This window comes from Kitasatospora sp. NPDC056651 (assembly GCF_042792155.1).
In the GTDB taxonomy this organism is placed as follows: Bacteria; Actinomycetota; Actinomycetes; order Streptomycetales; family Streptomycetaceae; genus Kitasatospora.
Map to the genome: position 1 here is coordinate 336,539 of NZ_JBHTWX010000001.1, position 13,640 is coordinate 350,178.

The window sequence follows — 13,640 nt, forward strand, 5'->3', positions numbered from 1 at the left end:
GTCGGCCGCGACCCCTCGCCCGGCATCAACCCGAGGAGTACGCCACCGTGGTCTCCCCGATCATCACCCCCGACGGTTCCCCGGTCCAGGGCCCGCTCGGACTGCTCGCCAAGGCCGCCTGGCAGGTCCTGCTGGTCGCCGGACTCGCCTCGCTGGCCCTCGGAATCGTGGTCTTCGTCTGGCCCAAGGAGACGCTCCTGGTGGTGGGCGTGCTGTTCGGGCTCTACCTGCTGGTGATCGGCATCGTCCAGCTGGTCGCCGCGTTCGGCACCCACTCCACCACCGCGTTGCGGGTCCTGGCCTTCATCAGCGGCGCGATCTGCGTACTGCTGGGGCTGCTCTGCTTCCGCAGCGCCGTGCAGTCCCTGCTGCTGCTCGCCCTCTGGATCGGGATCGGCTGGCTGTTCCGCGGCATCACCCAGCTCGCTGCCGCCATCTCCGACCCGCTGATGCCCGCCCGCGGCTGGCAGGCCTTCGCGGGCGTGGCCAACACCCTGGCCGGCGTGCTGCTGATGGTGTGGCCGGTCGGGTCGATCGCCGCGCTGACCGTGCTGGCCGGGTGCTGGCTGGTGATCCTCGGGCTGGTCGAGATCGTGACGGCGCTGCAGGTCCGCAGCCGGGCCAAGCAGATCCCGTCGGGGGCCTGACACCTCCACCCGTGCCGCTGTGAGGCCGTGTCCCACCGGGGCACGGCCTCACAGCTGAGCGCGGCAGGTCCGGGCGCGGCAGGTCGCAGGCCCAGCCGGTCACGGGCGCGGCCGGTCACGGGCGCGACGCGTAGCCGATCCGGAACGTGGCGGCCTCCAGGCGGTCCGGACCGAGCCGGACGTCGGTCAGCCGCTCGGCGAGGGCGAACGCGGCCGGTGTGTGCAGTTCGCGCGCCTCCGTCTCCAGCTCGAAACCGCAGGCGGTCAGCAGTTCGGGGATGCCCGGAGCGTCGGCGTCCGAGCCGTCCCGCTCGCCGGGGAAGAGCGGCTCGAAGTGAAGTCGCCGACTGCCGTGCTCCCACCAGTGGAAGTGGTCGACCGCCATGGAGTTGCGGAAGTGCGAGACCATTCGGGTGCCCTCGCCGAGCCGGGGAACGAGCTCGTCCAGGGTGCCGAGGTAGCCGAACGGTTCCACGCCGAGCGCCCAGCCACCGAGTTCGGCGACCGCCACGAACAGCCGGTCGCCCTCGGAGTCGGACAGCCCCCCGGTCTCCTCGTCTCCCTCGTCGTCCTCGTCTCCCTCGGCCTCTCCGTCCTCGAAGGACTCCCAGGCCGCGATCACCGCGTCCAGCCCGGTGACCTCACGGCCGGGCAGGGCGTCGAACCGGCGCAGCAGCTCGTCGGCGGAGATCCCCTGGACCTGGGTGAGGCAGTAGGCCTCACCCAGGACGGGGTAGCGCTCGGCGAACCAGGTGTAGTCCGTGGCGTGTGCGGTCATGACGGGGATGCTGCCAGACGCCTCGGACACCGCTCACCGAGGCTGTCCCCGCCAGAGCGCCTCGTCACAGCCGGAGCAGCTCGTCACAGCCAGACCGGCTCGTCCGTCCCCCAACGCCCGGGCGGGCGCGACCAGTCGGCGGGCGCGCCGTCGTACCCGATCGGCGGCAGGGCGTGGCGCAGCCGACCGTACGCGGAGTCGGTCTCGGCCAGCCAGTGGGAGGGGTCGTACGGTTCGTCCGGAGTCGCCCGCGGCGCCTCCGGTTCGATGCCGTGCAGCAGCCAGTCGGCCGTACCGGCGAGGGAGAAGCGCAGGTGGCGGCCGCCGGGGCGGCGGGTGCGCTGGTCGGTGAGGGCGCGCAGGACAGCGGCGGCGATGAGGTAGCCGGTGCCGTGGTCGAGGGCCTGGGCGGGCAGCACGCCCGGACGGCCGGCGGGGGCGGCCTCGTGGCCGGCGATGCCGACGCCCGCCTGGACCAGGCTGTCGAAGCCGCGCCGCCCGGCCCAGGGGCCGGTCCAGCCCCAGGCGCAGAGCTGGACGAGGATCAGGTCCGGTCGGCGGGCGAACAGCGCGTCGGGGCTGAGGCCGTGGGCGTCGAGGGCGCCGGGGCGGTAGCCGCTGACGACGACGTCGGCGGTGGCGAGCAGTTCCTCGAAGACCGCGCGGTCGGCCGGTTCGGCGAGGTCGAGGCGGGTGGAGCGCTTGCCGAAGCCGGTGTCGGCGTGGGCGTCCTCGGCCTCGGGCAGCCGGGGCGAGTCGATCCGCAGGACGTCGGCGCCGAGCAGGGCGAGGGTCCGGGTGGCCACCGGTCCGGCGATCACCCGGGTGAGGTCCAGGACCCGGATCCCGGCGGCGGGCCGGTCCACCGGGGCCCCGGCGAGCGGGCGGACGGGCGCGGACCGGGCCGTGGCACCGACCTCCAGGTGCTCCACCAGGGGGTGCCCAGCCGTACTCACCGGCGCGACTGCCACCGCGAGTGCCCCTGCCTCGTACGCGCGCTCCTGGACCCGCTCGGCCGGCAGCGTCCCGAGCACCTCGGCGAGCCGCTCGGGCCCGGCGTCGGCGGCGAGGCCGAGGGCGGAGAGCAGCCGGGCACGGTGGTGCGGGTAGTTGGCGTGAGTGCGCACCCAGCCGTCGGCGGTGCGCCAGAAGCCGGAGTGCGGGGTGAAGCTGACGGGCGTGCGGCCGTCGACCGCCAGGTGTCGCTCGCTGATGAAGGCGGTGGCGACCGCGCCCTGGTTCACCCGGACGGCAGCGACGGGCGACGGGCCGCCGGCGCGATGGGCGGCGAGCTCGGCGGCGGCCAGCGAGCAGACCGCGACGGTGGCCCGGGCCAGCTGGCGCACCGGCAGCCCGGAGGGCAGGACGTCCTCCGGGCCGTGGAAGGCCACCCGCTCCAGCAGTTCGGCCGGTCCGCCGAGGGCCGTCCAGGCGTGGGCGGTGGGGCCGTCGGCGGCGCCTGCCGATCCAACGGCGCCGGCGGTTCCGGCGGTTCCGGCGGTTCCGGCGATGTCTGCGGGCAGCGGACGATCTGTCATGTCCGGCATTGTGCTCCCCTTCTCAGGCGCTCGCTGTGACGCCCGCCACCAGCATCAGCAGCACCGCCGAGACCACGGTCATCCGGCGGGCCGCCTGCGGGGTGCCGCCGAACCGGCCGCCGAGGCGCCCACTGGCGTGCGCGACCAGCCCGTACACCACGGCGCAGGCCAGCACGTTCAGCGAGCCGAGCGCGAGCACCTGCCCGCCGACCGGCAGCGAGGCCTCCGGGTCGACGAACTGCGGCACGAGGGAGAGGTAGAGCAACAGCCCCTTGGGGTTGAGCAGCGCGGTCAGCATGCTCTGGCGCAGCACCGTCGCGGTGGGCTGCGGCTTGGGCTCGGCGAGAGCGGCCGCGCCCCCGCCCTTGCGCAGCGCGAGCAGCATCATGACGGCCAGCACCAGCAGGTACGCGGCGCCGGTGAGGCGCAGCACAGGCAGAGCGGCCGGGACGGCGCGCAGCGCGGCGGCCAGTCCGGCGCTGGAGAGCAGGGTGTGGACGGCGTACCCGGCGCAGACCCCGCCGACCGCGGTGAGCGCGGCGCGCCGGCCCTGGCCGAGGCCGCGGGCGGCGATGTAGAGCCAGTCGGGGCCCGGGGTGCAGACCAGCAGCAGGTCGACTCCGAGGAAGAGGAGGAGGGCGTGGGTGTCCATGGGCGTGGGCGTGCCTGTCGTGCTCGTCGTGGTGGGGGCCCGGCGGTCGGCCGGGGGTGTTCCGGCGGTGGGCCGGAGTACCGCAGCGGAGGGCGGAGGGTGTCCCGCCGGCGGGCCGGGGCACCCCGGCAACCGGTGCGGTCACTGAAGGTAGCCGGATCGGGCTGGCATGCGATGGCCACTTCATGCCGGTCAGGGCGGCGTTTTGGCAGAATGTTGCGCCATGGACCGAATCGACCGCAGAATCCTCCGCGAGCTCCAGCAGGACGGGCGTCTGACCAACGCCGAGCTGGCTTCCCGGGTGGACCTCACCCCCTCCCCCTGCCTGCGCCGGGTGCGCCAACTGGAGCAGGACGGCGTGATCCGTGGCTACCGGGCGGTGCTGGACGGCGCGGCGGTCGGGCGCGGCTTCCAGCCCTTCGTGACGATCACCATGCGTCACGAGGACCAGGTGACGGTCGCCGAGTTCGAACGCCGGGTGGCCGAGCTGCCCGAGGTGGTCGAGGCGCACCGCCTGTTCGGCGAGCCGGACTACCTGCTGCGGATCGCGGTGGCCGACATAGCCGCGTACGAGCGTTTCATCACCGACGTGCTCTCCGGCCTGCCGGGCATCGCGCAGGTCAACTCGCATCTGACGATGAAGCGGGTGAAGGCCGACCGGGGGCTACCGGTCGGCGGGTAGGGTGCGAACCGGGGCCTGTGCGACTGCCCGTACGGGCAGAGCGACGCACTGCGACATGGGGGGCTGAATTGCGTGTGATCCGCCGTCTCGACCTGGGGTACTTCGTCCGGCCGGCCGCCGAGGTGGGAGGTCCGGAGCCGCGGGTGGAACCGGTGCTCGCGTACCTGGTCCGGCGTCCGGAGGGACTGCTGCTGTTCGACACCGGGATCGGCAGCGGCGAGCCGGAGACCGAGGCGCACTACCGTCCGGTCCGCCGCCCGCTGCCGGAGGCGCTCGCGACGGCCGGGGTCGCCGTCACCGACATCGACCTGGTGGTCAACTGCCACCTGCACTTCGACCACTGCGGTGGCAACCCGCTGTTCGCCGGCACACCCGTGCTGGTCCAGGCCGACGAGCTGACCACCGCCCGGCGCGGCGGTCACACCATCGACGCGCTGGTCGACTTCCCCGGCGCCGAGTACCGCGAGCTGGACGGCGAGGAGGAGGTCTGGCCGGGTGTGCGGGTGCTGCCCACCCCCGGCCACACCGCGGGCCACCAGTCGTTGCTGGTCGACCGCCCGGGCGGTGGGCCGGTCCTGCTGGCCGGGCAGGCCTACGACTTCGCCTCCGAGTACGGCCAGGCGGTGCTCGCCCGGCGGGCGGCGCGCGAGGGCGTGGCCGCGCCGCTGCCCGGGTACCGGGCCTGGCTCGACCAGATGGCGGAGCACGCGCCACGGCGGGTGCTGTTCGCGCACGACCACGCGGTGTGGGAGCCGACCGGATAGCGGCGGCCCCTCACCGCAGCCGGGTACTGCTCCGGCCCGGCCCCGGCCAGGACCCGGCCAGGTGCCACCCGGACCGGCCCGGCTCGACCTGGCTTCGGCCTGTCAGAAGGTGAAGCGCAGCGAGCGGACCCGGTGGTCGAAGCTGGACGGGACGAGCTCCGGCTCGCCGACCGACCGCGCCTCGGGCAGGCGGGTGAACAGCTCGCGGAACAGCACGGTCATCTCCTGCCGGGCCAGGTGCGCGCCGAGACAGTAGTGCGGACCGCCCCCGCCGAAGCCGAGGTGGGGGTTGGGCGTGCGGGTGATGTCGAAGGCGTCCGGGTCGGGGAAGACCTCGTCGTCCCGGTTGGCCGAGCCGTAGAACAGGGCGACCTTCTCGCCCGCGCGCAGCAGGTGGCCGCCCGGGCCGCCCAGCTCGTGGTCGACCGCGAGGGTCCGGTTGAACTGGATGATCGGCGCGGCGTGACGGACCATCTCGTCCACCGCGCCGTCGAGCGACCCGTCGAGGTCGGCGAGCAGCAGCTCGCGCTGCTCGGGGTTGACGGTCAGCAGGTGCAGGCCGTGGGCCAGCGCGTTGCGGGTGGTCTCGACCCCGGCCACCAGCAGCAGGCTGAAGAAGGCACCCAGCTCGCGCCCGGTGAGTCGGCGGCCGTCCACGTCGGCGGTGACCAGCGCGGAGATCAGGTCCTCCTCCGGCCGCCGACGGCGCTGGCGACCGATCCCGGCGACGACGCCCTGCATCCGGGCGAGCGCCCGCAGCCCACGCCCCGGCACCCGGAGCCTGCGGCGCAGTGGGCGGCCCACTCCGGTGTCCTCGGAGGTGCGGTTGACCAGGTCGAGGATGGTGCGGCGCGGCTCCTCGGGGATGCCCATCATGGTGCAGATCACCTGGAAGGGGAGTTCGGCGGCGACCGCGGTCACGAAGTCCTCCGGCCGCTCCCGCTCGATCCGGTCGACCAGGTCCGTGGTGATCCGCCGGACGTCCTCCTCGACCTGGTCCAGCAGTCGCGGGGTGAAGGCCCGCGAGACGATCTTGCGCAACTGGGCGTGGCGGGGGTCGTCCAGGTTGACCATCGAGTCGCCGAAGAGCAGCCGGACCCAGCGGGTCGGGACGGGGGTGGTCACGCCGGGGCCGCTGAGGAAGACGGCGGGGGTGCGGCTGGCCTCGACCACGTCGGCGTGGCGGACCAGGGCGTGGAAGCCCCGGCCGGTGGCGCGGTCGCCGAAGAACACCGGGGCGGGGCGGCGGCGCAGCTCGGCGAAGGCGGCGGCACGGTCGGCGGCGGGCAGCTGCCAGAACCGGGGGTCGGCGAGGTCCGCGGAGGCGGCGGGTTCGGCCCCGACGGCGGGCTTGGCCCCGGTGGCGGGGTCGGTCGGCTCCTCGGCCGTCGGCGTATCGGTGGACTCGGCCGAATCGGCCGGCTCGGCCGCTTCGTCGACCTCGGCCGGGTCCGCGAGGTCGACGGGGTCGACGGCGTCGGCGCGCTCGGACAGGTCGGCGGCCTCGGCCGGCCCCGTCGACGCCTCGGTCTTCGTCGTCTTCGTCGTCTTCGTCGGCCCCTCGGCCTTCGCCGCAATGCTCGGTTCGGCCTGGTCGGCGGCCGCGGCCGGGCCGGTCGGTCGGGCGGGTTCAGCGGACTCGGCGGCCTGAACGGAGCCGGTCTGCTCGACGGCCTCGCCCCGCGCGACCTGCTCGGTCGGCGTCTCGGCCTCAGCCCCGGTCTCGGCCTCGGCCGGGTCGGGCCGCTCGACGAGGCCATCGGCCTTGGCCGGGGCAGCCGCCTGTTCCGGGGCAGTCGCCTGTGCCGGGACCGTCGGCTCCGTGGTGACAGCGGACTCGGCAGTGTCGGCGATGGGCGCCGAGGCATCCGTCGGGGTCTTCAAGACCGGACCTCCCTACTTCTGGATGGCATCGTCCCGGTACGCACCGCACTGGGTGGAGCACATTTAGTGAGCAGGCGCTCGGCGCTGTCAAACCGCCCCGATGGTCCTACGAGCGGTTGGTCGGGTCGGCGCGCCGGTGCGATACCCGGGCCGAACCCGGTCACCGGCATCGATCCGACGGGCCGGGCGGCGAGTGGCCGGGCATGGTCTCACGGCACGGAACCGGCCATGACCGGAGGGTGCGGTACGGAGCGGGCGGCGTGGGTGCGACGATGAGTGCCATCGTGATGACCGACCGGATCCGCCTGCTGCGCGCCGTGGTCTTCGCCGCGCTGTGCGTGGCGCTGGCCGCCGCCGCGCACGTCGCGATGGCCGGGTCCGGCGTCTCTCCGACCGTGCTGACCGGCGCGCTCGGAGCGGTCCTCGGACTGACCTGGCTGCTCGCCGGGAAGCGGCGCGGACTCGGGGTGATCAGCCTCTGGATGGTGGTGGCGCAGATCGCGCTGCACCAGCTGTTCGAACAGGCCGGGGCGATCTCCCGGGGGGACGGCAGCCTCGGTCGGCTCGCCACCACGGATTGGGCCGCCCTGCTGCTCTGCAATCCCGACCGGGTGGCCGGTGGGCCCTCCCCGGTCGAACTGGCCCGGATGGCGGGCATCGACCCGGACGTCCCGCCGACCGCCGGCAGCCTGCGGCCGACCGCGGGCACGCACCACGCCGTCCCGGGGACGCCGTCCCTCGGGCCGGACCTGCCCGGGCCGGCCGGTATGCCCGCCGGGCCGCACCTGATGCCCGACGGGACCTTCCACGGCGGCGGGTCGTACGGGACGGCGCAGGACCTGGTGAGCGGACCGGCGCACGCACCGGCGCGCGCCATGGCGCACGGGATGTCTCACGGCATGTCGCCGGGGATGGCCGCCGCCCACGTGCTCGCCGCGCTGGCGTGCGCGCTCCTGCTCTGGCGCGGTGACGCGGCGCTGGTGCGGCTCTTCGAGCTGCTCGGCGCGCTCGGCTCGGTGGTCGCGGGGGCGCTGCTGGTCCCGCTGGTGGCACTGTTCGCGCGCCCCTTCGGCTACCGGGCCCCGGCACCTGCCCGCCCGGCCGACGACCGGGCCAGGCCGCCCCGGTCGGTGCTGCTGACCCATGCCGTGGTCCGGCGCGGGCCGCCGGCGTTCGCCCTCGCCTGCTGACGCGCCCGCCGCTCCCTCCTCGTCCCCGGCCGCCTCCGGCCACCGGGACGTTCGCGACGGGCAGGTCGCCCTGCCGTACGGCCACGCCTCTTCGCGCTGCCACGCCGTCAGGGCGCGGGCCCGCGCCCGCCGCCGCGACTCCCCTGGGGTCCGGGCGTGCCGCGCGGCTGCCCACGGACGCCGACGGTGCCGCCCCGCGCGGCGCCGTCCCCCGCCTTCTCCTCGGGACCTTCCATGCCTGACTTCGACGGCGCACCGGCTCCGGCCGGCGCCACTGTCCCGCCGTTCACGCCCCTCCGCACGCTCCGCTCCCGGCTACCGCTGCTCGGGGGGCCGCTCTTCCGCCCGGTCTTCGCCCAGCCGGGCCAGCAGCCGCGCCGACCACTCGGGCGAGGGCCCGTCGGCGGCGGCCGCCCGCACCTGAGGGCGCAGCCGTTCCGCCTGGGCCAGCCAGTCCCGGCAGCCGGTGCAACGCGCGACGTGCTTGTCCAGCCGGACCTCCGGCAGACCGCTCGGTTCGCCGTCCAGTCGAGCGGACAGGGCGGTGCGAAATTGCGCGCATCTCATACGACCATCGTCCCGTACGGCCGTGGCGTTGGGAGCGACCGGGTCGAGGGCCGCCATGGATGACGAACAGCTCACCGCGCTCGCGCTGACCGCCCGCTCCGGGCGGGCGGAGGACGTCGACGCCTTCGTCCGCGCGACCCAGCGGGACGTCTGGCGCTTCGTCGCCCACCTGACCGACGTCCAGTCCGCCGACGATCTCGCCCAGGAGACCTTCCTGCGCGCGCTGCGAGGCCTGCCCTCGTTCGCCGGGCGCTCCTCGGCCCGCACCTGGCTGCTGTCGATCGCCCGACGCACGGTGATCGACCGGTACCGGATGGCGGCCGCCCGGCCGCGCTGCGCGGCGCTGCCGGACTGGCAGGAGGCCGCCGAGCGGCAGGGCGGCGCGCCGACGGCCGGATTCGAGGACGGCGTCGCACTCGGCGACCTGCTCGAACGGGTGCCGGCCCAGCGGCGGGAGGCCTTCGTCCTGACGCAGGTGGTCGGCCTGAGCTACGCGGAGGCCGCCGCGGTCGCGGGCTGCCCCGTCGGGACCGTCCGCTCCCGGGTCGCCCGGGCACGGGAGGAGCTGGTGGCACGCCTGCGCGCCGCCGAGGCGGGCGAGCTCGCGGCCGCCTGCTGAGTGACGGACGGCGCCCGACAGCGGACGGGTGACGGGTGACGGACGGCAGATTACGGGTGACAGATGACAGATGACAGATTTCGAAATCTGTCATCTGTCACCTGTTCGTTGAAACCTGTCGCCCGCCAGCCCTCCCCACCGGGCCCGGAAAAATCCCCCACGTGTTCGGAACCGGAGCCCCCGCGCTCCCGACTGCTGTACCGGACCCCGCCGCCGAGGCGGTGTCCGGTACAGCAGCACGGGAAACGGAGGGACTCGATGGCGGCGCGACCACACCCGGCCACCACATCCCTGACAGATCGTCAGCAGCCTGCGGCCGACCGCTGGAGCCTGGTCATAGCCGCCGGCCTGCTGTCGTTCGTCGCGATGCTCGACATGAACGTGGTCAACCTCGCGCTGACCGACATCTCAACGGGCCTGCGCGTGTCCCCCGGGGTCGCCCAGTGGGCCGTCCTCGGCTACCAACTCCCTCTCGTCGCCCTGCTGTTGCCCGCAGGGCGCTGGCTGGACCAGGTCGGCACCCGGTCGGCACTGCTGCTCGCCGTCAGCTGCTTCGCCACCTGCAGCGTGCTGGCCGCCTGCGCCCCCTGGGCCGGCTGGCTGATCGCCGCCCGGTTGCTGCAGGGCGCCTTCGGGGCCGTGCTCTTCGTCCTGATGCCGGTGCTCGCCGCGACCTCCGTCCGGCCCGAGCTGCGCGGCCGGGCGATGAGCGTCCCGGCGACGCTCGGTCCGCTCGGCGCCGTCACCGGGCCGGTGGTCGGCGGCCTGCTGCTGGACCACCTCGGCTGGCGGGCGATCTTCCTGGTCAAGCTGCCCGTCTGCCTGGCCGCCTTCCTGATCGTCCGGAGCCACGCGCCGCGCCGCGGCGGGCTGCGGCCGCCCGACCGGGCCTCGCTCGGCGACGCCGCCCTGATCGGTGCCGCCGTCGCCGCCGTCCTACTCGGGCTCACCCTGGCACCCCAGGCGCCGCAGTGGCTGCTGCTCACGCTGCCCGCCGCACCGCTGGTGCTGCTCTGGCTGCGCCGCCCGGGCGGTCGGCCCGTCGCGGAGGTGCTGCGGGCCGCCGGAACCACCGGGGTCAATGCCTCGGTCCTGGCGCTCGCGGCCGGCTTCGCGGCCTGCCACTACCTGCTCGCCCAGCACCTGCGCGGCCCCCGGGGCGAGAGTGCCACCACCACCGCGCTCACCATGCTGGCGTTCCCGCTCGGCATGGTGCTGGCCGGCCGGGTCGGCGGGCGGCTGGCCGACCGCTGGGGCGCCCGCCCCACCGCGCTGGCCGGCGCCGCCGTCACCACCCTCGGGCTGACCCTGCTCGTCCCCCTGGACAGCGGCTGGTCCGCCCCCGAGATCGCCGCGCGCCTCGCCCTCGCCGGTGCCGGGATGGGCCTCAACGGCGGCCCCACCCAGGCCCTGGTGATGTCCGCCTCCCCGCCCGGAAAGCTCGCCACCGCCGGCTCCGCCGTCCAACTCGCCCGAAGCCTCGGCTTCGCGCTCGGCCCGGCCCTCGCCACCGCCGCCGCCCTGGCCGGTGACCGCACCACCACGGGGACACGGGCCGGAATCGCGCTGGCCGCCCTGGTCGCGTCGACCGCGGTCGTCCTGCTCGCGCTGCACCGACGCGGCGCCCGCGGCTGACCGCGCCACCCGACACCCCGGCTCCCTCCCCCTCGAAGGATCACCCCAGATGAGCGACACCACTCCCGACAGCCCGCGCTGCCCGTACGGCGACGGCCCCCTCCCCTCCCCCATGCCGCTGTACGGCCAGGCGTACAAGCGCGATCCGTACCCCCTCTACCGGCGGATGCGCGAGGCCGGGCCGGTGCACCGGGTGGAGTTCCCGAGCGGCATCCACGCCTGGCTGGTCACCGGGTACCACGCTGCCCACGCAACCCTCAACGACCCCCGTCTGGGCAAGAACCACGCCCTGGGCAACGACAATTGGCGCCGACTCGCGTCGATCATGCCGGAGCCCCAGCACTCGCAGCTCCAGGTCCACCTGCTCCACCAGGACCCGCCCAAGCACACCTCGATGCGCCGGCTCGTCCTGGACGCCTTCGCCCCGCGCCGGGTGGAGTCGCTGCGCCCCCGTTTCCGGGCGCTGGCCGACGCGCTGGTGGACCGGCTGCCGGAGTCCGGCGGTGCGGACCTGGTGGCGGGCTTCGCGGCCCTCTACCCGTTCCGAGTCCTCGCCGAAGTCATCGGCCTTCCTCTGGAGTTGGCGGAGCGATTCGACCGGGACTGGGGCAAGGTCGTCCAGCCGGTCGGCCCGCGGGATCCCGGCCGCCCCGCTTACGAGGCACGGCTGCGCGGCCTCCAGACGTACATCGCCGACGTGGTCGCCCGAAAGCGCGCCGACTGCCGGGCACCCGGCCGGGTGGCGCGGGAGGACCTGCTGGGCCGGCTCGTCAGCGCCCACGACGCGGGCGAGTTGAGCCGCGAAGAGCTGGACTCGATGGTGTTCCAGCTGCTGGTCGCCGGACAGGAACCGGTCACCAACCAGATCACCACCATGCTGATCACCCTGCTGCGCCACCCCGAGCAGCTCGTCCGGCTGCGCGAGGGCATCGACGACCCCGACCGCCTCGCCCGGGCAGTGGAGGAACTGCTGCGCCACGACGCCGCGTTCGAGCTCACCACCTGGCGCTTCCTCGCCGAGGACGGCGACCTCTTCGGCACCACCGTCCCGGCCGGCGACTCGGTGATCGTCTCGCTCTGCGCCGCCAACCGCGACGACGAGCAGTTCCCCGAGGCCGACCGCCTCGACCTCGACCGTACCCCCAACGCCCATCTGGCCTTCGGCCACGGCATCCACTACTGCCCCGGCGCGGCACTGGCCCGGGCCGAACTCCAGGTCGCCCTCGCCACCCTGCTCACCCGGCTGGCGGGCCTGCGCCCCGCCGAAGCCTCCGGGGACGGGCTGGACGAACTCGCCTGGATTCCCGCCGTCCTGGCGCGCGGGGTGAACCGGCTGCCGGTCGCCTACGACCACCGCCACTGACCCGGAGCACAAGGCTCCCCCTGCCCGCCGCCCGTACCGCACCACCTTCCCTGGCGCGCCACCTTCCGTGGAGGACCCACCATGCCGCCCGTCGGCACCGCCCCCGTCACCACCGCCACCCCCGTCACCCCCACCTTCGAGGACCGCCCCTCGCCCGATCGGCTCGCCGCCCGCGTCCTCGGCCTGCTGCTTCCGCACCGCCGCGCCGCCGACCCGGAGTTCGACGCCCGACCCGAACACTTCCCGCTCCAGCTGGCGCAGTTGGCGGAATTCATCGCCGCCGACGAGCCGATCGTCCTCACCCTGCCGGGCTTCCCCTGCAAGTCGCCGAACCCGGCGAAGGTGCTCGGCCACCTGCCCGACGAGGGCGAGCGGCTCTCGCTGTCCTTCCTCGACGGACTCTGCGCCGAGATCGGCCGGCTCCACGCGCCCGGCGCCCGCATGCTGATCTGTTCCGACGGGCATATCTTCGGCGACCTGATCAACGTCCCGGACGACCACATCGACGCCTACTCCGACGCCCTGACCGCCATGATCGCCCGCGAGGGACTGACCCACCTCGACACCTTCGACCTGCGGGCCGTCCTCGGTGACCTCCCGTACGACGAGAAGCGCACCCGGGTGCACGCCCGGTACGCGCCCAGTGTCGAGGAGTTGCGCGAACAGGTGCTGGCCGAGGAGGAGACCCTGCGGCTGTACCGGGGCATCACCCGCTTCCTCACCGAGGACACCGTCGGATTCACCGGCACCCGCTCCGCCCTCCAGCGGGAGTGCCGCCGCCGCGCCTACGGCGTGATCCAGCGCAGCCGCGCCTGGGGCGAGTTGATAGCCGAGCACCATCCGCGGGCCGTCCGGCTCTCCATCCACCCGCAGCCGGCCGGCGCCGCCAAGTTCGGCATCCGACTGCTGGCGGCGGCCGACGTCTGGACCACGCCCTGGCACTCCTCGGTGCTCAACCGGGCTGACGGCGAGCGGGAGTTGCTGCGCAGCGACGAGGCCGCCCGGCTCGGCCGGCTGGTACTTCGGGACGGCCGGCCGAGCCACTACGAGGACCACCGCGAGAGCCACGGCCAGGGCCTCGCCGAGAACCTCGACGAGAACCTTGCCGAGGGCCTCGGCGAGGCCCGCCGGAGCTGCTAGGAGAGAGGCCCCGTACGGTCCACCGCGCCGGCGGCCGCGGGGGCCCCCGCCCCCCCGCCCCCGGCGGGCGGCCGCGCGGGGCCCCCCCGGGGGGCCGGAACCCCCGGGGGGCCCCGCCCCCCGGGGGGGGGGCGGGGCGCCCCCCCCCGGGGGGGCCCCGGCGGAGGTGCGCCCGGGAGGG

The 13,640-nt window shown here is 74.9% G+C and carries 13 protein-coding genes; 8 read left to right on the top strand and 5 right to left on the bottom strand.

Annotated features, from left to right (window positions below; translation table 11 throughout):
* Positions 1–47 precede the first annotated feature (47 nt).
* A complete protein-coding gene (locus ACFRAR_RS01425) occupies positions 48–647 on the top strand; it encodes an HdeD family acid-resistance protein (protein ID WP_380693378.1) in 600 nt (199 codons plus the stop codon).
* 115 nt (positions 648–762) lie between these two features.
* Here ACFRAR_RS01425 and ACFRAR_RS01430 read toward each other — a convergent pair whose 3' ends face one another.
* From ACFRAR_RS01430 to ACFRAR_RS01440, 3 genes are all read right to left on the bottom strand, one after another.
* The gene (locus tag ACFRAR_RS01430) at positions 763–1,425 is read right to left on the bottom strand and encodes a DUF6461 domain-containing protein (RefSeq protein ID WP_380693380.1); all 663 of its coding nucleotides are present in this window, start codon (positions 1,423–1,425) and stop codon (positions 763–765) included.
* 83 nt (positions 1,426–1,508) lie between these two features.
* Positions 1,509–2,963, bottom strand: coding sequence for a CoA transferase (locus ACFRAR_RS01435; protein WP_380693382.1), 1,455 nt, complete (start codon positions 2,961–2,963; stop codon positions 1,509–1,511).
* A 22-nt stretch (positions 2,964–2,985) separates the two neighbouring features.
* Entirely contained in the window at positions 2,986–3,615 is a 630-nt protein-coding gene (locus ACFRAR_RS01440; RefSeq protein ID WP_380693384.1) for a LysE family translocator, read from the bottom strand.
* A 223-nt stretch (positions 3,616–3,838) separates the two neighbouring features.
* Between ACFRAR_RS01440 and ACFRAR_RS01445 the strand changes: the two genes are divergently transcribed.
* Positions 3,839–4,297 carry an Lrp/AsnC family transcriptional regulator gene (locus tag ACFRAR_RS01445; protein ID WP_380693387.1) on the top strand — a complete coding sequence of 153 codons (459 nt, stop codon included), beginning with the start codon at positions 3,839–3,841 and terminating at the stop codon, positions 4,295–4,297.
* A 68-nt stretch (positions 4,298–4,365) separates the two neighbouring features.
* A complete protein-coding gene (locus ACFRAR_RS01450; protein WP_380693389.1) occupies positions 4,366–5,061 on the top strand; it encodes an N-acyl homoserine lactonase family protein in 696 nt (231 codons plus the stop codon).
* A gap of 102 nt (positions 5,062–5,163) precedes the next feature.
* On the opposite strand, the gene ACFRAR_RS01455 is transcribed toward ACFRAR_RS01450, so the two are convergent.
* On the bottom strand, positions 5,164–6,351 hold the full coding sequence (locus ACFRAR_RS01455) for a cytochrome P450 (protein ID WP_380693499.1): 1,188 nt from the start codon (positions 6,349–6,351) through the stop codon (positions 5,164–5,166).
* A gap of 866 nt (positions 6,352–7,217) precedes the next feature.
* Between ACFRAR_RS01455 and ACFRAR_RS01460 the strand changes: the two genes are divergently transcribed.
* Positions 7,218–8,135 (top strand): hypothetical protein, encoded by a 918-nt coding sequence (locus ACFRAR_RS01460; RefSeq protein ID WP_380693391.1) that lies wholly within the window; start codon positions 7,218–7,220, stop codon positions 8,133–8,135.
* Between the two features lie 315 nt (positions 8,136–8,450).
* On the opposite strand, the gene ACFRAR_RS01465 is transcribed toward ACFRAR_RS01460, so the two are convergent.
* On the bottom strand, positions 8,451–8,702 hold the full coding sequence (locus ACFRAR_RS01465) for a zf-HC2 domain-containing protein (protein WP_380693394.1): 252 nt from the start codon (positions 8,700–8,702) through the stop codon (positions 8,451–8,453).
* A gap of 55 nt (positions 8,703–8,757) precedes the next feature.
* On the opposite strand from ACFRAR_RS01465, the gene ACFRAR_RS01470 reads away from it, so the two are divergent.
* From ACFRAR_RS01470 to ACFRAR_RS01485, 4 genes are all read left to right on the top strand, one after another.
* Positions 8,758–9,321, top strand: coding sequence for a sigma-70 family RNA polymerase sigma factor (locus tag ACFRAR_RS01470; protein WP_380693397.1), 564 nt, complete (start codon positions 8,758–8,760; stop codon positions 9,319–9,321).
* A gap of 258 nt (positions 9,322–9,579) precedes the next feature.
* Positions 9,580–10,956, top strand: coding sequence for an MFS transporter (locus ACFRAR_RS01475; protein ID WP_380693400.1), 1,377 nt, complete (start codon positions 9,580–9,582; stop codon positions 10,954–10,956).
* Between the two features lie 49 nt (positions 10,957–11,005).
* Positions 11,006–12,319 carry a cytochrome P450 gene (locus ACFRAR_RS01480; protein ID WP_380693402.1) on the top strand — a complete coding sequence of 438 codons (1,314 nt, stop codon included), beginning with the start codon at positions 11,006–11,008 and terminating at the stop codon, positions 12,317–12,319.
* Between the two features lie 81 nt (positions 12,320–12,400).
* Positions 12,401–13,459, top strand: coding sequence for an L-tyrosine/L-tryptophan isonitrile synthase family protein (locus ACFRAR_RS01485; protein WP_380693404.1), 1,059 nt, complete (start codon positions 12,401–12,403; stop codon positions 13,457–13,459).
* Positions 13,460–13,640 lie beyond the last annotated feature (181 nt).

What these genes read in the sequence shown, in the direction of transcription:
- ACFRAR_RS01445 (WP_380693387.1), top strand. Translation starts at nt 3,839, where the DNA reads ATGGACCGAATCGACCGCAGAATCCTCCGCGAGCTCCAGCAGGACGGG.
- ACFRAR_RS01480 (WP_380693402.1), top strand. Translation starts at nt 11,006, where the DNA reads ATGAGCGACACCACTCCCGACAGCCCGCGCTGCCCGTACGGCGACGGC.
- ACFRAR_RS01435 (WP_380693382.1), bottom strand. Translation starts at nt 2,963, where the DNA reads ATGACAGATCGTCCGCTGCCCGCAGACATCGCCGGAACCGCCGGAACC.
- ACFRAR_RS01440 (WP_380693384.1), bottom strand. Translation starts at nt 3,615, where the DNA reads ATGGACACCCACGCCCTCCTCCTCTTCCTCGGAGTCGACCTGCTGCTG.
- ACFRAR_RS01430 (WP_380693380.1), bottom strand. Translation starts at nt 1,425, where the DNA reads ATGACCGCACACGCCACGGACTACACCTGGTTCGCCGAGCGCTACCCC.
- ACFRAR_RS01465 (WP_380693394.1), bottom strand. Translation starts at nt 8,702, where the DNA reads ATGAGATGCGCGCAATTTCGCACCGCCCTGTCCGCTCGACTGGACGGC.
- ACFRAR_RS01485 (WP_380693404.1), top strand. Translation starts at nt 12,401, where the DNA reads ATGCCGCCCGTCGGCACCGCCCCCGTCACCACCGCCACCCCCGTCACC.
- ACFRAR_RS01460 (WP_380693391.1), top strand. Translation starts at nt 7,218, where the DNA reads ATGAGTGCCATCGTGATGACCGACCGGATCCGCCTGCTGCGCGCCGTG.
- ACFRAR_RS01475 (WP_380693400.1), top strand. Translation starts at nt 9,580, where the DNA reads ATGGCGGCGCGACCACACCCGGCCACCACATCCCTGACAGATCGTCAG.
- ACFRAR_RS01470 (WP_380693397.1), top strand. Translation starts at nt 8,758, where the DNA reads ATGGATGACGAACAGCTCACCGCGCTCGCGCTGACCGCCCGCTCCGGG.